Here is a 19,664-nt window from a genome sequence, read left to right as displayed (position 1 = left end):
GAGATCCTGAGGTGTGAATGCAATGTCAGCCCTTGACGGCGCCCTCCGTCATGGCGCCGAGGATGAGCCGCTGGAGGGCGAGAAAGGCAACAATGGCTGGAACGACCGATACAAGGCAGGCCGCTGCCAGCAACTGGAGGGAGGAGTCGTTTTGAGTTCCGGCATACTGGAATATCCCCACGCCAATGGGCATGAGCGATTCCTTGCTGATGAGAAGAAATGGGACGAGAAACTGCGACCAGCCGGCGATGACCGAGATGATGAAGGCTGAGGCAATGCCTGGTGCCGACAAGGGAAGGATGATGCGCCAAAAGACGCTAAAATGACCGCAGCCGTCAATGACGGCAGCTTCGTCGAGGCTTTTCGGAATGCCGTCGATTGAGCCCTTCAATATCCACGTCACCATTGGTACCGCGAGCGCAATATAGACCATCGTTGCACCGAAATGGCTGTCGGTGAGGTGAATTGCTGCCATGTAACGGTAGAGCGGCACCATGATAACAAGCGGTGAAATCATCTGAAAGGCAAGCAGGACCATCATCCAAGCTCCCTTGCCGCGAAACGGAAATCGGGAGAAGGCATAAGCTGCAGGCAGCGCCACGATCAGGCAGCCGATTGCACTGCACGAGGACAGGATCAACGCATTCCAAAGATATCCTGCGAACTTGTCGGAGGATAAGATGGCGCCGAAATTTTCCAAGGTTGGCGCTTTGGGGATGAGACGGCTCACGCCCAGAAAGATTTCCTTGCGCGTTCTTAGCGCAAGCGACAGCAGCCAAAGCAACGGCCAGGCGAAGAAAAGAAACGTTATGGCAAGGAACAGATAGCTTAGCGCATCGCCAATGCGATCTTGTCTGAGAGGCCTCAAGTCGGTTCTCCTCTTGGCAGAAAACGAGCATAGACGAGTGCAAGGCCGAGGCTGATTGTAAGCATCAGGATCGACAAGACCGCGCCGCCCGCAAGGTCGTAATTTCGGAACACGACGTTGAAGGTGTAAAGCGAGAGAACCTCGGTCGCGCGGCCCGGGCCGCCGCCGGTGAGCGAAATGATTGCGTCAAACGTGTTCAGGGTCTGGATCGTAATGAGGATCATGTTGACGAGGATAGCGGTCCGCAGCTGGGGTAGAGTGATATAGATCAGCCGTTGCCACGGATTTGCGCCGTCAACTTCGGCAGCCTCGTAAAGAACAGGATCGATGGCCTTGCTCGCCGCATACATCACAACCATCGAGAACGCCGTGCCGCGCCAGACATTGGAAATCATGACCGACCACATGACCATGTGCGGATCCGACAACCACTGCACAGCCGGAACACCGATGAGGCGCAAGAGACTGTTCAATCCGCCAAACGGCGCTTCGTTGAAAAGCATTTTCCAGATGATGCCGCCGGCAATGCCCGGAACAACCCAGGCGACAAGGGCTGTTGTTCGCACGACTGTCGAGCCGAAGAGCCGGCGCTTTTCGCTGTGCAAAACAATCAAGGCGATGAAAAGCCCGAAGAATTGCTGCACAACGACGCTTGACGCCGTGAAGACGAATGTCACCCACAGGATTTGCAAGAGCTCGGGCTTTGACAATGTGGTGACGATCGTCTGCAGCGTATATTCTTCGTCCGTGCCAAGCAGCGAGACGTTGGTGAACGCAAAGCGAAAGACGTCCAGCAAGGGGTAAAGATAAAAGACGCCAAGGACAAGAATGAGCGGCATAAGCCAAGGCAGCGGGGAGGGACTATGCCGTCCGGCGGCTTTCCTGCCGATCCTCTGGGAGCCCCTGGCGGCAATGCTTGCATCCATCATCGGTCCGATCCGGCCATTTCATCGTTAGGCAGCGGTTGCGCAGGGTTCCTGGCGGCACGAGGCGTTTTCGGCACGCGCCGCCAGATGGTGTTCAGCTGCGTTTGAAGGCGCTAAGAGAAGCGCCGAATGCCTCGTCGACGGCGGCCTCGGTCGGCTGGACGCCCGTCAGGACCTTGCCCATCATGATCTGAATCTGATTTGAGATTTCAGGATAGACGGGTGCGCCGGGCCTTGCCTGTCCGAACTTCAGCGCTGCCGCAAAGGTCTTGTTGGCGTCTGAGGAAAACACTTCGTATTTGTCATAGAGATCAGCGCGGGTCGGAAGCTGTTCCTGCAGCGCATTGGCAGGTCCCATATAGATGTCGCGGGCAAGTTGTGCGCACAGCTTCACCTTCTCAGTGTCCTTACTGAAAGCCGCCACCGTCCAACCGCCGGTGCCCGTTGAGCGCTGGTCCGCTGCCGGGCCAGGAAGCGGGGAGAAAGCCCATTTGGCGAATTCATCGGCATCAAGCGCTGTTTTGAGCTGTGCGTATTGCCAATTGCCGCCGACGAATAGCGCCGTCGTACCGGCCGCAGCCGCTGCATTGAAGTCGTCATAGTTGCCGATGGTCGCCACGCGTTTCGGAGCGGCTCCGGACTCAACGAGATCGCGGTAATAGTTGACGGCTTTGATGAATTTGTCGCGATTTTCCCCCTCGCCAAAGATCGGCTTGCCATCGTCATCCACCAATTTGCCGCCTTGGGCCCAGAAATTGGCGAGCCAGTCGAATGTTGTTCCTTCATAGCGGCCGCCATTGAACAGAACGCCTTCCATTCCCTGCTCGACCGAGGAAAGGGCCGCCTTCTTCAAGTCGTCCCAGGTCTGTGGCGCATCAGGAACAATTTCCTTGTTGCGGTAAAGGACGCGAAGGTCCGTCGACCACCACCATGCGTAGATGTTGCCGTCCGACCCGGTTATTCCCTCGCGGATAAAGGGGAAGAGCTGGTCAATTTCCTCTTTGGTGAAGTAAGGTGAGAAGGACTGCAAGACGCCGGCTTTCTTGAAGAGCGGCAACACGAAGGAATCGACGGCTGCACAATCGGGGGCCGATCCCGATTTGGCCTGCTCGAGCATGCGCGCTTGTTCCTGTCCGATATCCCCCGACATCATCTGCAACTCGATCTGCCAGTCGGAATGCTTGCCGATGAAGTCGTTGAACAGCTTGCTGTAGCCTTGTGCGTAAGCCGGCTCGTTGTTGCGCGGACCATCCGTGGTCATCCGGAAAACCAGCTTGTTGGGTGCATCGGGCTTTCCGACGATGTCGCCCGTGATGGCCTCTTGTGCCGGGCTGTCATGCGGCGCGGCCAAGAAAGTCGTCGCCGCCAGTGCAAGAATGAGTGCTGTATTCCTCACGAGTGTCTCCTCCCGGGTCAGGATCTGATTTGAGCCGCTGCCTCCAACAACCGCTCTGATCCGCGAAAATAGATTAAGTCACATTCATTTGGTGTCAAGGTTGGATCACTGATCAAAAAATATAGGTTCTGTCCGGTCCTCCGGATTGAAAAAACTCTCCCCGATGTCTTTACAAGCAAGCAGGCCATACGGAAATTTCCCTGTGTCATTTCCGGCGGCGACGCGCTGAGATGTCAGCCCGGGGCCTGATCATGCCGATCGATGTCTGGCATTGCCGATGCTTGCATACATGCCGGTGGTTCGAAACTCTGTGGGCGTGATGCCGTAAACGCGGCGGAAGACCTTGGAAAAATAGTTGGAATCTTCGAAGCCGCACATGATCGAGACTTCCTTGACCGGCAGGAAGTCGGCCTTCGTCAAAAGTTTTGCCGCACGCTGCAGCCTTTGTTGCAGCACATATTCGGCAGGCGGCATGCCTTCGCTTTCGGCGAAACTGCGGGAAAAATGCGCGCGGCTGAGACCGACGATGCCCGCAAGTTCGCTCACCGGTAACGGCTGGTCGAGATTGGCGTGGATATGATCGATCACCGGCTGCATGGCGCTGAGGTCTGCCGCAAAAGCGGGAGAACCGAAGACATCGTCATATAGCGCCATGGCCGCTTCATAAGCGATCGCCGACGCTGCTCCGGGCGTTGAAGCACCCTTGACAAGGCGAAGGCCGCAGTCGGCGAGATGATCAATGGTCGATGGCTGGAGCCTTAGAACCGGACCGGCAAGCCCAAGAACCATCTTGTGGATTCTCAGCGTCTCCTCGCCGTGCATCGATATCCAGAAATATTCCCAACGGTCGCCCTTTTCGAGCCAGTAGCGGTGATTGTGCGGCACGAGAACCAAGAGTGTATCGCCGCTTTGGAGCCTGTAATTGCGGTTCTGGTAGCGCAGGCGACCCGTGCCGCTGATTGTGTGCTGCAGCACGGTAAAGGGAGTCTGGCCGCGCCGCCTGCCGTCCCAGTCGTAGACTTCGTTTTCCCGCACCTCATAGCCAGCACTCGTCGGCATGGCGTGCAGGCGCTGGCGCCCGCGCGGCAGTGAGATTGTCCTCATGGACTGGCCGTTGGCGATCAAATCCCGCAGCACAAAATTACCCTCGAAAGCATAATCCTTCTCTGGCCACCTCCGCGAATATCCGCATAATCCCCCTTCATAAGAGGAAGAGATCGCGGTCGAGAGAACGGCCGGGAGGAAATATAGGCGTTATTTATGCTTTTTCGGACTGCATGCGCCGCCATGTGGTCTTTCCTCTCCTGCCCGTCTTTTACCTAGCATTTGATCAGATTGAGGTGAAGATTATGAGTTTCAAAATCGCTATCATCGGGGCAGGCAGCGTCGGCTTCACCAAGAAGCTGTTTACGGACATCTTGTGCGTTCCCGAGTTCAAGGATGTCGAATTCGCGCTGACGGACATCAGTGAACATAACCTTCAGATGATCAAGGCGATCCTCGACAAGATCGTTCAATCGAACAAGCTGCCGACCAGGGTCACGGCAACGACCGACCGCCGCAAGGCGCTCGAAGGCGCTCGCTACATCATCAGCTGCGTGCGCGTCGGGGGTCTCGAAGCCTATGCCGACGATATCCGTATTCCGCTGAAATATGGCATCGACCAATGCGTCGGTGATACGATCTGCGCCGGTGGCATCCTTTATGGGCAGCGCAACATTCCCGTCATTCTCGATTTTTGCAGGGACATCCGCGAAGTCGCTGAACCCGGCGCGAAATTCCTGAATTATGCAAACCCGATGGCGATGAATACGTGGGCTGCGATCGAATATGGCAAGGTCGATACCGTCGGTTTGTGCCACGGGGTGCAGCACGGGGCCGAACAGATTGCCGAGGTTCTCGGCGCAAGGTCGCTTTCGGATCTCGATTATGTCTGCTCCGGCATCAATCATCAGACCTGGTTCATTGACCTGCGCCTCAACGGCCGCAAGATCGGCAAGGACGAGCTTTTTGCGGCGTTCGAAGCGCATCCGGTTTATTCGCAGCAGGAGAAGCTGCGCATTGATGTCTTGAAGCGCTTCGGCGTCTATTCGACGGAAAGCAACGGGCACCTTTCCGAATATCTGCCGTGGTATCGCAAGCGTCCGGAGGAAATTACCAAGTGGATCGACATGTCCGACTGGATCCACGGTGAGACCGGCGGCTATCTCCGTCACTCGACTGAAACGCGCAACTGGTTCGAGACGGAGTTCCCGCAGTTTCTTGAATCGGCGTCGAAGCCGATCGATCCGTCCAGACGCTCCAACGAGCATGCAAGCCATATCCTTGAGGCGTTGGAGACCAACCGGGTCTATCGCGGCCACTTCAACGTCAAGAACAATGGCGTCATCACCAACTTGCCGGCCGACGCCGTCATCGAGTCGCCCGGCTTCGTCGATCGCTTCGGCATCAACATGGTCTCCGGCATCACCCTTCCGGAAGCCTGTGCGGCAACGTGCATCTCGTCGATCAACGTTCAGCGCATGTCCGTCCATGCGGCGATCAGCGGCGATATCGAACTTTTGAAGCTTGCGGTGCTGCACGACCCCTTGGTCGGTGCCGTCTCGACGCCCGAAGAGGTCTGGCAGATGGTCGATGAAATGGTCGTGGCTCAAGCCCGCTGGCTGCCGCAATATGCCGACGCCGTGCCGGCTGCGCAGGAGCGCCTGTCGAAATCGAGCGTGAAGACGCGTGATTGGGCCGGCGCTGCACGCCGCAGCGTGCGCTCGATCGAGGAGCTGCGCGCCGAAAAGGCGGCTTTGAAACAGGCCGTCTGAACTTCGTGGAAGGCAGGTTGCGGCGGTTTTCCGGGAGGAAAAGCCGTCGCCTCAGACCCGATTTCACGCCGCTAGAGGAGAACCGGAGAGCGCAAGCGCTCCGAACAAGAGGGAGAGACGATGAGACATTTTCGCAAAATTGGCATTCTCGCCGGACTAACGCTGAGCATCTCGGCCGCGGCCATGAATGCCTATGCATCCGAACCGACCATTCCGCCGGAGCCCGCGCCGTTTCCCGCTGAAGGCAAGATCAAATACGTTGCCCGCGACTCCATTTTGGAGTTCAAGGCGTTACCAGAATATAACGAACCCGACTGGGTGAAGAAGAATTTCGTCGATACCGGCAAGCTTCCCCCGGTCAAGGATCGGCTTCCAAAAGAGCCGCTGGTCTTCAAGACCGAAAACATGCCCGATGGTATCGGCGTATACGGCGATACCATGCGCCATGTCATCGGCGGGCGGCCGGAAGGGTGGAACTACGGCGCGGGCCAGACTCAGGGCTGGGGCGGTATCGATATCGGCCTTTCGGAATGCCTGACGCGCACCGCGCCGCTGTTCCAGGTGGAGGCCAAGGATACCGAGCCGCTGCCGAACCTTGCCAAGAGCTGGGAGTGGTCCGAGGACGGCCACAAGCTGACGATGCATCTGATCGAAGGTGCGAAGTGGTCAGACGGTGCCCCCTTCAACGCCGACGACATCATGTTCTACTGGGAAGACGAGGTTATCGACCCGAATGTCTCGCCTCTCGGCGGGGGCGCATCGCCAGAAGCCTTCGGCACCGGCACGACGCTGAAGAAGATCGATGATTATACCGTCGAATGGACCTTCAAGGAGGCCTTCCCGAAGCAATATCTCTACACGATGGCCTATCCCAACTTCTGCCCGGGTCCATCGCATGTCCTGAAGCCGCAGCATCCCAAATATTCGAAGAACACGTACGTCCAGTTCAAGAATGCGTTCCCCCCGGAATATATGAACATGCCGGTGATGGGCGCTTGGGTGCCTGTCGAATACCGCCCGGATGACATCATCGTGCTGCGCCGCAATCCCTATTATTGGAAGGTCGACGAAAAGGGCAACCAACTCCCCTATCTCAACGAGCTGCATTACAAGCTTTCGACCTGGGCGGACCGTGACGTTCAGGCGGTCGCCGGCTCGGGCGACTTCTCGAACCTCGAACAGCCTGAGAATTTCGTTGCTTCGCTGAAACGTGCTGCCGAAAAAACGGCACCCGCCCGTCTCGCCTTCGGCCCCCGGTTGATTGGCTATAACCTGCGTATGAATTTCTCGGCCAACGGCTGGGGCGATCCGGATGCGCGTGGCCAGGCGATCCGCGAGCTGAACCGCAACGAGGATTTCCGTAAGGCTGTCACCATGGCGTTCGACCGCAAAGCCATCGGCGATTCGCTCGTCAAGGGACCGTTCACGGCCATCTACGCCGGCGGCTTGTCCTCCGGGACGAGTTTTTACGATCGGCAATCGACGCTCTACTATCCATACGACCTTGAGGGCGCGAAGGCCGGACTTGCCAAGTCGGGCCTGAAGGATACGGATGGCGACGGCTTCGTGAATTTCCCCGCCGGGCAGGCGGGCGGAAAGAACGTCGAAATCGTGCTGCTCGTCAACAACGACTATGCCACCGACAAGAGCCTCGCAGAAGGCGTCGTCGGCCAGATGGAGAAGCTAGGCCTCAAGATCATTATCAATGCGCTCGACGGACCGAAGCGCGATGATGCGCACTATGCCGGCCGCTTCGACTGGCTGATCCAGCGCAACACCACGGAACTGGCTTCGGTCGTGCAAAATACAGAGCAACTCGCCCCTGTCGGCCCGCGCACCAGCTGGCATCACCGTGCCGGCAAGGACGACCAGCTCGATTTGATGCCCTTCGAAAAAGAGCTTGTCGATATCGTCAACAAGTTCAGGACAAGCCAGGATAACGAGGAGCGGGTCAGCCTGATGAAGGGGTATCAGAAGATTTCGACGGAGCACGTGAACACCGTCGGCCTCACCGAATATCCGGGGGCACTGATCATCAACAAGCGCTTCTCGAACATCCCGCAGGGGACACCGATCTTCATGTTCAACTGGGCTGAAGATTCCGTCATCCGCGAACGCCTGTGGGTGGCTGCCGACAAGCAGCAGAAATATGAACTTTTCCCCGAGCAACTTCCCGGCAAGCCGGGAGAAAAGGGTCCGCTGAACTAGAGCTCCCTCCCAAATGAAAGTGAGCTTCCGGCCGCGCGTGGCGCGCGGCCGGTCATAACCAACAAGCCGGCCGCGCTGCCCAAGAGCGACTGGCGGCAAGGAGAAGCGAACCGTCCGATGTTACGATTCCTGCTCGTGCGCATAGCCTCAGCGATCCCTGTGCTCTTCATCCTGAGCGTGGTGACCTTCGCGATCATTCAGGCACCGCCTGGCGATTATTCCGATTACATCCGCTCCCAACTCATCAACCAGAGCGGAGCCTCCTATGCGCAGGCGGAGGCGCAGGCCCAGGCCTACCGCGTCGAGCACGGCCTTGATCAACCGATGGTCATCCAATACTTCAACTGGATCGGCGGCATCGTCACCCGCGGCGATTTCGGCTACAGCATGTACTATAACAAGCCGGTTGCCGACGTCGTCGGAGAGCGCCTGCCGCGCACGCTGCTCCTGGCCCTCGTGTGCCATCTCTTTGCCTCCGTGCTCGGCATCAGTTTCGGCATCTGGGCGGCGACACGCCAATATTCCTGGATCGACAGCCTTCTTTCCGGCATTTCATTTCTCGGCATGACGGTGCCGCGCTTCTTGATGGCGCTGATCATCGTCTACCTGCTGGTTTTTCAATTCAACATTTCCGAGATCGGCAGCTTCTTTTCGCCGCAATATGGCGGCGCGCCATGGTCGTGGGCGAAGTTCGTCGATCTGGTCAGTCATGTCTGGCCAGTCGTTGCGATCGCCACATTCGGGGGACTCGCCTACAATATGCGCGTCATGCGCGGCAATCTCCTTGATACGCTGAACGCGCAATATGTCGAAACGGCCAAGGCGAAAGGGTTGACCGGCAGCGCGGTCGTCATGCGCCATGCGGTGCCCAACGCGCTGCATCCACTCGTCATGTACCAGGGCGTCGTTCTTCCCTACATGCTGACGGGAGAAATCGAGACGGCGATCATTTTCGCCCTGCCGACCGTCGGTCCTGCCATCGTCGGTTCCATGGCGATTGGCGATGTCTATGTTACCGCGACCTTCATGATGGTGCTGTCGGCAACGCTGATTGTCGGCAACATCATCGCCGATATGCTGCTTGCCCTGCTCGACCCGCGTGTCCGTCAGTCTGTTGGAGCCTGATATGTTCGCTTTCGACTCCTCCCTGCCACCACCGCACGAAGAAACCATCAAGAAGCCACCGCACGGCAACGAAAGCTACATCGCGCTCGTGTGGCGCCGTTTGAAGCGCTCCTGGACAGGCATGATGGGCCTCATCCTCGTCGGGCTGCTGATCATCATGGCCGTCTTTGCGGATTTTTTCGCGCCGATGGATCCGAAGGCAACCGATGTCGGCTTCGCGCCGCCGCAGGCCATTAGCTTCCACGACAAGGATGGCAACTTCGTCTTTCAGCCGCGCGTCTATGCACTCGCCGATTCAGAAGAACTCGACCCCGTCACCTTCCAGCCGATCGTCGGTCCGGATTATGACAATCCCCGCTACCTCGGCTTCTTCGTGAAAGGGGCGGACTACAAGCTTTTCGGCCTCATCCCGGCGAACCGGCATTTCTTCGGTTCGACAGATGGCCAGCCGGTCCATTTTCTCGGCACCGACAAATTTGGACGCGACGTGCTTTCGCGCGCGATCATCGGCTCGCGCATTTCGCTGGTGATCGCTCTCACCGTCGTCTTCATCGTCACGCTCGTCGGCACGACCGTCGGTATGGTCTCCGGTTACTTCGGCGGCACATTCGACGTCTGGGTTCAGCGCTTCGTCGAACTGGTTCTCGCATTTCCTCAACTGCCGCTTTATCTGGCGCTGACGTCGCTTATCCCGGTGACGGCTCCGACCAACGTCTTCCTTGCCTTCGTCATCGTCGTCATGTCGGCACTCGGCTGGGCGCAGATGTCGCGGGAGGTTCGCGGCAAGACGCTGGCATTGGCGCGCATCGACTATGTGCGGGCGGCGATGGCCGTCGGCGCGACTGACCGGCGCATCATCTTTCAGCACATCTTTCCGAACGTGATGAGCCACGTGATCGTATCGGTGACACTCCACATCCCGAGCGTCGTGCTGCTCGAATCCTTCCTCGGTTTCTTGGGCTTTGCAGTGAAGCCGCCACTGATCTCCTGGGGTCTCATGCTGCAGGATACGGCGAATTACTCCGTCATCGGCACTTATCCCTGGATCCTTGCCCCTGTCGGCTTTGTGCTTGTGACCGTCTTTGCCTTCAATGCGCTGGGCGATGGCCTGCGCGACGCAGTCGATCCTTATTGAGGTGGTGAAGATGGCCCTTTCTCTCGTCAATTCCGTTGCGCCGGCCGTCCGCCATGATCATGATGGCCGCAAGGAAAGTCCAATCATCGACGCGCGCAATATCGCGGTGAACTTCAAGGTCGAAGACGGCTTCGTCGAGGCGGTCAAGGATATCTCGTTTCAGCTCTATCGCGGAGAGACGATCGCGATCGTCGGTGAGTCCGGATCCGGAAAATCGGTAACCGCGCGCACGGTCATGGGGCTTCTTTCGAAGCGCGCCGTTGTCTCGCCGAAATCGGCCATCGACTATGACGGCGCCAATATCCTCAAATTTTCCGAAAGCGCCCGGCGCAAGTTGCGCGGTAACCGTATCTCGATGATTTTCCAAGAGCCGATGAGCTCGCTCAACCCGATCTATACGGTCGGCAGTCAGATCGTCGAGGCAATCCGTGTACACCAGAAGTTCGGCCGCCGGCAGGCGCAAGCGCGGGCACTGGAGCTTTTGAAGCACGTGCAAATTCCCGATCCCGAAGCCCGGCTGAAGCAATATCCGCATCAGCTGTCAGGTGGCCAGCGCCAGCGCGTGATGATTGCCATGGCGCTCGCCAACGATCCGGACGTCCTGATCGCCGACGAACCGACGACAGCGCTGGACGTCACCGTGCAGGCGCAGATCCTGAACCTTATCCGCAACCTGCAGAAGGAACTGCGCATGGCGGTGATCCTGATCACCCACGATCTCACGGTCGTGCGGAAGTTCTCCGACTATGTCTATGTGATGCAGCATGGCGAGATGCGGGAGCACAACACGACGGAAAGGCTCTTTGCCAATCCTCAGCACTCTTACACGAAGCATCTGCTCGGCTCCGAGCCGCGCGGGCAGGCCAACCCATTGCCGGAAAATTCCGAGATCATTCTTGATGCCAGGGGGGTGCGCGTTTCCTTCATGCTGCGCCACGGCACGTTCTTCAAGCCGGAGATGAAGGAACTTGTCGCTGTCGACAGCCTGGGCCTCACGCTTCGCCGCCATGAGACGCTTGGTCTCGTCGGCGAATCCGGTTCCGGCAAAACGACCTTCGGTCAGGCGTTGGTCCGGTTGAACGATCCGGACGGCGGGGAGATCTATTTCGACCGCCAGCCCATCCACGGCCGCTCGCGCGCCGAGATGAGGCCGCTACGATCGCGCATGCAGATCGTCTTCCAGGATCCGTTCTCGTCGCTTAACCCGCGCATGACAATCGGCCAGATCATCGAGGAGGGGCTGGTCGTCAACAGGCTAGGCGCGACTAAAGCCGAGCGCATGGACCGGGTGCGCGAGGCGTTGATTGCGGCCGGCATGCCGGGCCATATTCTCTCGCGCTTCCCGCATGAATTCTCCGGCGGCCAGCGACAGCGCATCGCCATTGCCCGCGCTATCGCCCTCGAACCTGAATTTATCTTGCTCGATGAGCCGACGTCGGCGCTCGATCTTTCCGTCCAGGCGCAGATCATCGAGCTCTTGCGCAGGCTGCAGGACGAGCGGGGCCTGAGCTACCTCTTCATCTCGCACGATCTTAAGGTCGTGCGGGCGCTGTGCCACCGGGTGATCGTCATGCAGCATGGCCGCATCATGGAAGAGGGGCCCGTCAACGAAGTTCTATCCAATCCCAAGACCGCCTACACCGAACGGCTGGTTAAAGCCGCTTTCGAGGTAGCATGATTGCCGAATGCCGGAGGTTATAATGGCACGAAATCCCAAGATCACGTTTATCGGAGCAGGCTCCACCGTCTTCATGAAGAACATCGTCGGCGACGTCTTGCAGCGTCCGGCGCTGTCGGGCGCCACGATCGCGCTGATGGACGTCAATCCGCAGCGTCTCGAAGAAAGCGCCGTCGTTGTCAACAAGCTGATTTCGACGCTGGGGGCAAGGGCCAAGGCTGAAACTTACTCCGATCAGCGCAAGGCGCTGACAGGCGCAGACTTCGTCGTCGTCGCCTTCCAGATCGGCGGCTATGAGCCCTGTACCGTCACCGATTTCGAAGTGCCGAAGAAATACGGTCTGCGCCAGACCATTGCCGACACACTCGGCGTTGGCGGCATCATGCGCGGGCTTAGAACCGTGCCGCACCTTTGGAAGATATGCGAGGACATGCTCGCCGTCTGCCCGGAGGCGATCATGCTGCAATATGTGAATCCGATGGCCATCAACACCTGGGCGATTGCGGAAAAATATCCGGCAATCAAGCAGGTTGGCCTCTGCCACTCCGTCCAGGGCACGGCCATGGAGCTGGCGCATGACCTTGACATTCCATATGAGGAAATCCGCTATCGCTCGGCCGGCATCAACCATATGGCCTTCTATCTGACGTTCGAGCACCGGCAGGCGGATGGTTCCTACAAGAACCTCTATCCCGATCTTGTCCGCGCCTATCGTGAAGGCCGTGCCCCGAAGCCAGGCTGGAACCCGCGCTGCCCCAACAAGGTGCGCTACGAGATGCTGACACGCCTTGGCTATTTCGTCACCGAGAGCTCGGAGCATTTTGCCGAATACACGCCCTACTTCATCAAAGAGGGCCGAGAGGACCTGATCGAGAGGTTCGGCATTCCGCTCGACGAATATCCGAAGCGTTGCATCGAGCAGATCGAACGTTGGAAAGGACAGGCCGAAGCCTACCGCTCGGCCGAGAAGATCGAGGTCGAACAATCGAAGGAATATGCTTCCTCCATCATCAACTCGGTTTGGACTGGCGAACCGTCGGTCGTCTACGGCAATGTCCGCAACAACGGCTGCATCACCTCGCTGCCGGCAAACTGCGCCGCCGAAGTGCCTTGCCTGGTCGACGCCTCGGGCATTCAGCCAACCTTCATCGGCAACCTGCCGACACAGCTGACAGCGCTCATCCGCACCAACATCAATGTTCAGGAGCTCACCGTCCAGGCACTGATGACGGAAGATCGCGAACACATCTACCACGCTGCGATGATGGATCCGCATACCGCAGCTGAACTCGACCTCGACCAGATCTGGTCGCTCGTCGACGATCTTCTTTCCACCCACGGTGACTGGCTGCCGGCCTGGGCAAGAGCAGCCAAGAAGGGGCAGGCAGCCTAGTGTGCAAGCGACGCCCTTCGGGCAGCTCGTTTAGGCCGGCGAGGCTTGTCGCCGGCCTCGCCTTCAGCCTGCCGGATCCGCCACTTGCCTCGTAATGTCTCCCCAAAAAGGTGAAAGTTCCAAAACCGCACGCCCGCGCGTGCGGATCACGATTGGGGTGAAGCTTTGCGCCTCAGGACGTTTTACGGCTTTTCTTATATGATCTGCGCAGGCGAAAGATAAAGGTAAATGACGAGGCAGGTCGCCGCGATTGCGACCATGGTGGCCGGGCGAAGAATTGTTCTTGTAACCGAAGCAACAGCGAGCCCGGACGCCAAAATCGCGCCTCCCAGCAAGACGCCGCGGCCGGAAAAGGCCAGAGCGAGGGCCGAGATGCAGATGGCTGACGCCAGCATGGTGAGCGTGATTTTCCGTGGAGCCATCTCGGGATACGCGGCGAAAGCCGGCAAGCATCCCCTCACGCTGAAGCCGATTGCGATGCTCAGAAAAACAAAAGGCAATACCATCGACCGGAACCTTTCAAAAAGAACGCGCGCATGGCAAAGCAAGTGGCGTGCCATTTGTTTGCCGTGCGTTGCTCCCTGGCGTCATGCCGGCGCTGCCGATATATTGCGCTCAATGCTCAAAGAGCATGCAGGAGCCGCTCAGTGGCGAATGAGTTCCTTGCGTGCCGCTGACGGTTAAACGCATCGCGACCGGCGCCCCAAGCGAGGTCGAGCGCGCCCCGGCTGGCATCGTCAAGCTGCGAGCATTCGGCAAGTTGCGCAATTTCCTTCTCAGCAGCAGCTGAAATTTTGAAAAATCCGTTCTCTACAGCGACTTGATCGTATTCTGTTTATGAGAATAATAGCGGCTCAATATTCTGAAATCGAGACTTTACGTGGATTTTCCGTCGCTCCGTGTCTTTCTGTCCGTCGCCGAACATCGAAGCGTGACGCGCGCTGCCGCGGCGCTTGGGCGCGTCGCTTCCAATGTTACGACGCGAATCCAGCAGCTGGAGGAGGATCTCGGTGTCTTGCTCTTCAATCGGGATGGAAAGCAGATGACCCTCACGCGCGAAGGGCGGCTGTTTTTGTCTTACGCCAAGCGAATGGCGGCATTGGCTGACGAGGCGCGCCATTCGTTGTCGGCCTCCGGCCGGCCGGCGACTTTGCGTGTCGGTACAATGGAGAGCACGGCGGCAAGCCGGCTACCGCACATTCTGCCACGCTTCGCAACCGTTGCTCCTCATATTTCTCTTCGGCTGACAATGGGTGCGACGCGGGATCTCGCCCGCGCCGTTTTGGCAGAGGAACTCGATTGTGCCTTGATCGCATTGCCCATCGGCAAGCATGCAGCCGCCTGGCTTGCCGACGTTGATTTTTGCCAGCTTGAGCTCGCGCCGCTCTGGAGCGAGGAGGTCCTGATCATTCTTCCTCCGGATCATCCGCCAGTTCGTAATGCCACGGAGATCACCGTTGGCACACTCGCGGCCCTTGAAGCCGGATGCACCTATCGGCGCATGGCCGACGATTGGCTTGGCCGTCCTCCGCCGTTCATGACGATCGAGATGTCATCTTACCACGCCGTGGCTGCAAGTGTCCTTGCAGGAGGCGCCGTTGGTGTCGTTCCAGCCTCGATCCTGTCGCAGTTGCAGGTGTCGCGTGACATGATCCAGACGGTGGTTGCGGGTTCAGCGCAAACCTCGTTTCTCACACGTAAGAATGCACGGTCTTCAGAGCTGGATACGTTTCGAACGGCCCTTCTTTCCGCAGATGGGGCAAGTTCATAACCGGTGCCATCGCCCGATCCTCTTGTCGGGTGTGGGCACATCTCATTGACAATTCCACAGGTGATCTATGCGTTTCCCACATCGTGAAGCCTTGTCCGGCTGGCGTTTTCGTCTGTTTACGCCCATCCTTGCCGGTGCGACACTTCGTGAGCGACTGGTTTCATGTGTGGGTGCGCTTGCATGCATCGCCCTCACGGGCCTCATTTGCGGTGGCCTCCTCGGCGAGGGCCCTCACCTTCCGCTGATTGTCGCGCCGATGGGGGCTTCGGCTGTGCTGCTCTTTGCTGTTCCGTCAAGCCCATTGGCGCAGCCTTGGCCGATTATCGGTGGAAACACGATTTCTGCTTTCATGGGGGTTATTGCCGCAAATCTAATTCATGACCCAATCATCGCAATTGGTGTGGGCGTTGCGCTTGCGATTGCGGCAATGTCGTTCACCCGCTGCCTGCATCCACCCGGCGGAGCGGCGGCCTTGACCGCAGTCCTCGGCGGTGCGCCTGTCGCAAGTTGGGGTTTGCTCTTCCCGTTCGTGCCGGTGGGCTTGAATTCGTGCATCCTGGTGGCACTTGGACTTCTGTTTCACAAGCTGTCCCGGCATAATTATCCGCATGTCGTCGTCAACGCGGCCAACACGCATCATACCAAGGATCCGCCCGCAAACCTGCGGGTCGGATTTCGTGAGGAGGACGTCGATGCGGCGCTCCAGGTGCTGAAGGAAACGTTCGACATCGATCGTGCAGATCTGAGCCGGCTTTTGCGAGAAGTCGAAATTCAAGCGACGGTGCGGTCCAACAAGGACCTGAAATGCTCAGACATCATGTCGCGTGATGTCATTGCAGTCAGCCCCGACACCACTGTTGAGGTGGCGCATGCGCTGCTGCTTCGGCACAATGTCCGCACACTGCCGGTCAAACAGCCTGACGGCAAGCTCGTAGGGAGCGTCGGACTTCGAGAACTCGCTTTTGCGTCCGGTCCGGTTGAGGCTCTTATGTCGGCACCGGCGACAACTTCGGCTGACGCGCCTGCGCTCGGCCTTTTGCCAGTCCTGAGCGACGGGAAAACGCACGCCGTTGTCGTGATCGACCAGGCGTGGCAGATCATCGGGCTGATCTCGCAGACCGATCTTCTCGCTGCAATGGCGCGTCTCGTTCCGACGGACCGCGTCGCCCGACAGAGTGTCGCCTAAAGCCGGGCGACGTTCTCATCGGCACTGGCCCAAGCAACATCAGATGCGCGCTCGCGCCAGCCCGGCCCAGAGGACTTCTCAATGGCAGTCTTTTAACGGCCAAGCGCGTTCTTGTCACCGGAGGTACAAGCGCATCGGACTTGCCGGACCAACGAGAATTGCCGCCGAAGGCGGTAGCGTTGTGACGGGTGTCAGTAACGGTCACCTTGCGCAGACAAGCACGGCATTTGCCGCAGGAGTTCCCGTGCAAGCGACTTGCGAGCACGATTCGAAGACGAGCTCCTCAGCAACGTGCGGTGCCCGTCGGTCGTATCGGATCGCTCGGGGAGGCGGCTCTACTTTTGGCGACGCCTCCTACGTTGCCGGTAGCCAATGTGCCGTTGATGGCCGCTTGACGATGCGATGAAACCGGGGCGGTTATTGTCATTCATTTTTCGGCCGCCATCGCACCCAGCAACTTCGGAAGATCGCCGAAGCGCGCGATGACGCCGAAGACGAGCGCTGCGATTGCGACAAAGAGGACCGTCACCGAGGCCATGGTCGGCGTATAGCCATAGCGCAGCGCGTTGAAGATCTTGATCGGCAGGGTTTCCATCGTAAAGCCGACGGTCATGTAGGCGACGATGTATTCGTTCAGCGAAAGCACAAACGCAAAGGCGTAACCCGAAATCAGGTAGGGCCGGATCAGCGGTAAGACGACCGTCGTAAATATCGTCCGCTCATTCGCCCCCATCGTCGCCGCCGCTTCGACGAAGGAGCGATCGATTGCGGTGAAGCCGAGCGACAGCGTCACCAGTGGCAATGTGACGAAGAAGATCGCGTGGCTGATCACGGCGGTCCACGGTGCGCCGTAAAAGCCGGTCGTTGCCCAGAAAGTCAAAAGGCCGAGTGCGGTAATGACGGGTGGCAGGGTGAAAGGCGCGACGCCCAAAAGCTGGAAGATGTTCGCCCATGGCGCAATTCTCCGCCACAAGAACCAGGCAAGCGGCAAAGCGATGAGCACTGCAAGTGCTGCGGACAGAACCGCAAGCGTGAGCGACGCAAAAAGCGCGTTGCGCCATTCCGCATTGGTGAATATCTCACCGTACCAGCCAAGCGAAAAGCCCTGGGGCGGGAAGGTGAGGCTCTGTTTCGCATTTACAGATACTCCGGCAACGACGATCATGGGTGCCGCCAGGAAAAGTCCGATGAGCGAAAAATAAAGACGGCGGAGCAGCGTGTTCATGCCGCATCTCCCTTCCGGCCGATCAGCACCGTCAGCCCGACCATGGCAAGCGTCACCAGCACCAGAAAGACGGCCATTGCGGCGGCGAAGGGCATGTTCGACTGATAGACGGCCTGATCGGTGATCAGCACAGACAAGGTCCAGTGCGACGGACGGCCGAGAATCTGTGGCAGCAGATAGGAGCCGAGCGCAAAAATGAAGACCATGATGAGCGTTGCGATAATGGTGTTGCGCAATGTCGGTAGGACGACAGTGAAAAATGCCTTGACCGGCGATGCGCCGAGCGTGCGCGCCGCTTCCGTCAAGGTTGGGTCAAGCCGAATGAGCGCGGGATAGAGGATCAGGATCGTGTAAGGCAGGGCCTGATAGACCATGCCGGCCAGTACCGCGCCGAAGCTCGGCGTCAGAGCCACGGGCTGCTGCATGAGGCCTGCCATGACAAGCAGATTGGTGATGCCGGCGGTGCGTGAGAACAACGTCGACCACGCAAAGCCGATGATGACTTCGGAAAGCGAAAGGATCGCCAGCAGCGCCACCAGCCAAATCACCTGGGCTTTGCGTCCCATGCGCGTCAGCAGATAGGTGAATGGAATGCCAAGCACGATGCAGCAGATCGCGACGGCAATTGCAAGCATCAGCGAAAAGCCTAGCACCCTGCCAAAAAACAGACTGACGAAGCGGGCGTAATTGTCGAATACGAAGGCCGGCGTGTAAAAGCCGCCCTGCTGCCGCTGGAAAAAGCTGACGGCAATCATCGTTGCGAAAGGAATGACGAAGAAGACCGTCAGCATTCCGGCCGGGAAGGCAAGCGGCCAGTAATCGGCAATTCTTTGTGGTGGTTCACGCCTCATTTTTGCAGTACCACGCAGACTTCCGGCGAGAGCTTGACGCCAACCTCCTGGCCCACGGTGACGGCCGGCCTTTCGCGCGGCGTCGAAACGGCGACGACCTGTGTTCCGGATAGATCGAGGAAGGTCTCGATCGTGCCGCCCAGATCGCGAATGAAGGTTACCCTGCCAGCAATAGTGTCGCCGCCTGGCGCTGTCAGATGCACGTCCTCCGGCCGCACCGAGATCGTTGCCCTGTTAAGGCCGGGCGGAAGCAGAACGCCTTCGATGACCTTGCCGAAGACCGTTGCGCGGCCGGCGCTGTCGGCTTCTGTCGTGAGCAGGTTGGTCGAGCCGATGAAATCGGCGACGAAGCGGTCGGCGGGACGGCGGTAGATCTCGATCGGGCTTGCTGCCTGGCGCAGTTCGCCACTGTTCATGACGACAACGGTATCTGCCATCGTCATTGCTTCGCGCTGGTCGTGGGTCACGACGATCGTCGTGATGCCAAGCGTCTGCTGCAGCTGCCGGAGTTCCACCTGCATGGCCTCGCGCAGTTTTGCATCGAGGGCCGACAGCGGTTCGTCGAGCAGGAAGAGCTTCGGCGAAATCGTCAGTGCACGGGCAATTGCGACACGCTGGCGCTGGCCGCCAGAAAGCTTGTTCACGGGCCGGTCTGCATAGCCGGGCAAATGGATCAGCGACAGCAGCTCATCGACACGCTTCTTCTGGGCTTCCTTGGCCGTGCCACGGATCCGCAGCGGATAAGCGATGTTTTCGCCGACGGTCAGGTGAGGGAAAAGCGCGAGGGACTGAAACACCATCCCCAGATCGCGCTTGTGGGTCGGGACGGCCGTAATGTCGTTGCCGTCGAGCACAATGGCGCCGCTCGTCGGCATGTCGAGACCGGCTATCATGCGCAGCAGCGTTGTCTTGCCGCAGCCGGAGGGTCCGAGCAGGCAGACGAACGTGCCATGGGGAACGTTGAGCTGCACATTGTCGACGGCGGTGAAGGCGCCGAATTGTTTGGTGATATTGTTGAGTGCTAGTCCGGACATAAATCCCCCGCATGGGCCACGTGCATAGGACGACTGCCCCCGCATAGGCCCC

The 19,664-nt window shown here is 58.7% G+C and carries 16 protein-coding genes; 9 read left to right on the top strand and 7 right to left on the bottom strand.

Going from position 1 to position 19,664, the window contains the following annotated elements; all coding sequences use genetic code 11:
- Positions 1-25 precede the first annotated feature (25 nt).
- From BLP23_RS08470 to BLP23_RS08455, 4 genes are all read right to left on the bottom strand, one after another.
- On the bottom strand, positions 26-868 hold the full coding sequence (locus tag BLP23_RS08470; protein ID WP_092584450.1) for a carbohydrate ABC transporter permease: 843 nt from the start codon (positions 866-868) through the stop codon (positions 26-28).
- Positions 865-1,797 (bottom strand): carbohydrate ABC transporter permease, encoded by a 933-nt coding sequence (locus tag BLP23_RS08465; RefSeq protein WP_208603133.1) that lies wholly within the window; start codon positions 1,795-1,797, stop codon positions 865-867. Before BLP23_RS08465 ends, BLP23_RS08470 begins: the two co-directional genes overlap by 4 nt.
- A 91-nt stretch (positions 1,798-1,888) precedes the next feature.
- Complete coding sequence (locus BLP23_RS08460) at positions 1,889-3,172, bottom strand: extracellular solute-binding protein (protein WP_407691778.1); 1,284 nt, start codon at positions 3,170-3,172, stop codon at positions 1,889-1,891.
- A gap of 267 nt (positions 3,173-3,439) precedes the next feature.
- A complete protein-coding gene (locus tag BLP23_RS08455) occupies positions 3,440-4,327 on the bottom strand; it encodes an AraC family transcriptional regulator (RefSeq protein ID WP_167363849.1) in 888 nt (295 codons plus the stop codon).
- A gap of 212 nt (positions 4,328-4,539) precedes the next feature.
- Between BLP23_RS08455 and melA (BLP23_RS08450) the strand changes: the two genes are divergently transcribed.
- The 9 genes from melA (BLP23_RS08450) to BLP23_RS08405 all read left to right on the top strand — a co-directional run bounded on the left by melA (BLP23_RS08450) (position 4,540) and on the right by BLP23_RS08405 (position 16,502).
- The gene (gene melA / locus BLP23_RS08450; protein ID WP_092584940.1) at positions 4,540-6,006 is read left to right on the top strand and encodes an alpha-glucosidase/alpha-galactosidase; all 1,467 of its coding nucleotides are present in this window, start codon (positions 4,540-4,542) and stop codon (positions 6,004-6,006) included.
- 120 nt (positions 6,007-6,126) lie between these two features.
- Positions 6,127-8,214 (top strand): ABC transporter substrate-binding protein, encoded by a 2,088-nt coding sequence (locus BLP23_RS08445; protein ID WP_092584448.1) that lies wholly within the window; start codon positions 6,127-6,129, stop codon positions 8,212-8,214.
- A 117-nt stretch (positions 8,215-8,331) separates the two neighbouring features.
- On the top strand, positions 8,332-9,339 hold the full coding sequence (locus tag BLP23_RS08440) for an ABC transporter permease (RefSeq protein WP_092584447.1): 1,008 nt from the start codon (positions 8,332-8,334) through the stop codon (positions 9,337-9,339).
- Between the two features lies 1 nt (position 9,340).
- Complete coding sequence (locus BLP23_RS08435; protein ID WP_040115063.1) at positions 9,341-10,474, top strand: ABC transporter permease; 1,134 nt, start codon at positions 9,341-9,343, stop codon at positions 10,472-10,474.
- Positions 10,475-10,484: 10 nt separating this feature from the next.
- Positions 10,485-12,152 (top strand): ABC transporter ATP-binding protein, encoded by a 1,668-nt coding sequence (locus BLP23_RS08430; protein WP_092584939.1) that lies wholly within the window; start codon positions 10,485-10,487, stop codon positions 12,150-12,152.
- Positions 12,153-12,174: 22 nt separating this feature from the next.
- Positions 12,175-13,545, top strand: coding sequence for an alpha-glucosidase/alpha-galactosidase (gene melA / locus BLP23_RS08425; RefSeq protein ID WP_092584446.1), 1,371 nt, complete (start codon positions 12,175-12,177; stop codon positions 13,543-13,545).
- A 228-nt stretch (positions 13,546-13,773) separates the two neighbouring features.
- Positions 13,774-14,229 carry a hypothetical protein gene (locus tag BLP23_RS08415; protein ID WP_139187039.1) on the top strand — a complete coding sequence of 152 codons (456 nt, stop codon included), beginning with the start codon at positions 13,774-13,776 and terminating at the stop codon, positions 14,227-14,229.
- 196 nt (positions 14,230-14,425) lie between these two features.
- Complete coding sequence (locus BLP23_RS08410; protein ID WP_092584443.1) at positions 14,426-15,316, top strand: LysR family transcriptional regulator; 891 nt, start codon at positions 14,426-14,428, stop codon at positions 15,314-15,316.
- A gap of 67 nt (positions 15,317-15,383) precedes the next feature.
- Positions 15,384-16,502: an HPP family protein gene (locus BLP23_RS08405; RefSeq protein WP_092584442.1), complete on the top strand. Its 1,119-nt coding sequence runs from the start codon at positions 15,384-15,386 to the stop codon at positions 16,500-16,502.
- Between the two features lie 427 nt (positions 16,503-16,929).
- Here the strand turns inward: BLP23_RS08405 and BLP23_RS08400 are convergent, their stop codons facing one another.
- The 3 genes from BLP23_RS08400 to BLP23_RS08390 are packed head-to-tail and all read right to left on the bottom strand — an operon-like array spanning position 16,930 to position 19,612.
- Positions 16,930-17,727, bottom strand: a complete 798-nt coding sequence (locus BLP23_RS08400; protein WP_092584441.1) for an ABC transporter permease — start codon at positions 17,725-17,727, stop codon at positions 16,930-16,932.
- The gene (locus BLP23_RS08395) at positions 17,724-18,578 is read right to left on the bottom strand and encodes an ABC transporter permease (RefSeq protein WP_092584440.1); all 855 of its coding nucleotides are present in this window, start codon (positions 18,576-18,578) and stop codon (positions 17,724-17,726) included. Before BLP23_RS08395 ends, BLP23_RS08400 begins: the two co-directional genes overlap by 4 nt.
- The gene (locus BLP23_RS08390; protein WP_092584439.1) at positions 18,575-19,612 is read right to left on the bottom strand and encodes an ABC transporter ATP-binding protein; all 1,038 of its coding nucleotides are present in this window, start codon (positions 19,610-19,612) and stop codon (positions 18,575-18,577) included. The genes BLP23_RS08395 and BLP23_RS08390 overlap by 4 nt, the downstream gene beginning before the upstream one ends.
- Positions 19,613-19,664 lie beyond the last annotated feature (52 nt).

It is taken from the genome of Rhizobium mongolense subsp. loessense (assembly GCF_900099775.1).
Classification (GTDB): Bacteria; Pseudomonadota; Alphaproteobacteria; order Rhizobiales; family Rhizobiaceae; genus Rhizobium; species Rhizobium loessense.
This window is presented reverse-complemented; position numbering and strand designations above follow the sequence as displayed.

Excerpts from the sequence above, each read along its gene's own strand:
- BLP23_RS08465 (WP_208603133.1), bottom strand. The coding sequence starts at position 1,797 with ATGATGGATGCAAGCATTGCCGCCAGGGGCTCCCAGAGGATCGGCAGG.
- melA (WP_092584940.1), top strand. The coding sequence starts at position 4,540 with ATGAGTTTCAAAATCGCTATCATCGGGGCAGGCAGCGTCGGCTTCACC.
- BLP23_RS08445 (WP_092584448.1), top strand. The coding sequence starts at position 6,127 with ATGAGACATTTTCGCAAAATTGGCATTCTCGCCGGACTAACGCTGAGC.
- BLP23_RS08440 (WP_092584447.1), top strand. The coding sequence starts at position 8,332 with ATGTTACGATTCCTGCTCGTGCGCATAGCCTCAGCGATCCCTGTGCTC.
- BLP23_RS08435 (WP_040115063.1), top strand. The coding sequence starts at position 9,341 with ATGTTCGCTTTCGACTCCTCCCTGCCACCACCGCACGAAGAAACCATC.
- BLP23_RS08430 (WP_092584939.1), top strand. The coding sequence starts at position 10,485 with ATGGCCCTTTCTCTCGTCAATTCCGTTGCGCCGGCCGTCCGCCATGAT.
- melA (WP_092584446.1), top strand. The coding sequence starts at position 12,175 with ATGGCACGAAATCCCAAGATCACGTTTATCGGAGCAGGCTCCACCGTC.
- BLP23_RS08415 (WP_139187039.1), top strand. The coding sequence starts at position 13,774 with ATGACGAGGCAGGTCGCCGCGATTGCGACCATGGTGGCCGGGCGAAGA.
- BLP23_RS08405 (WP_092584442.1), top strand. The coding sequence starts at position 15,384 with ATGCGTTTCCCACATCGTGAAGCCTTGTCCGGCTGGCGTTTTCGTCTG.
- BLP23_RS08400 (WP_092584441.1), bottom strand. The coding sequence starts at position 17,727 with ATGAACACGCTGCTCCGCCGTCTTTATTTTTCGCTCATCGGACTTTTC.
- BLP23_RS08395 (WP_092584440.1), bottom strand. The coding sequence starts at position 18,578 with ATGAGGCGTGAACCACCACAAAGAATTGCCGATTACTGGCCGCTTGCC.
- BLP23_RS08390 (WP_092584439.1), bottom strand. The coding sequence starts at position 19,612 with ATGTCCGGACTAGCACTCAACAATATCACCAAACAATTCGGCGCCTTC.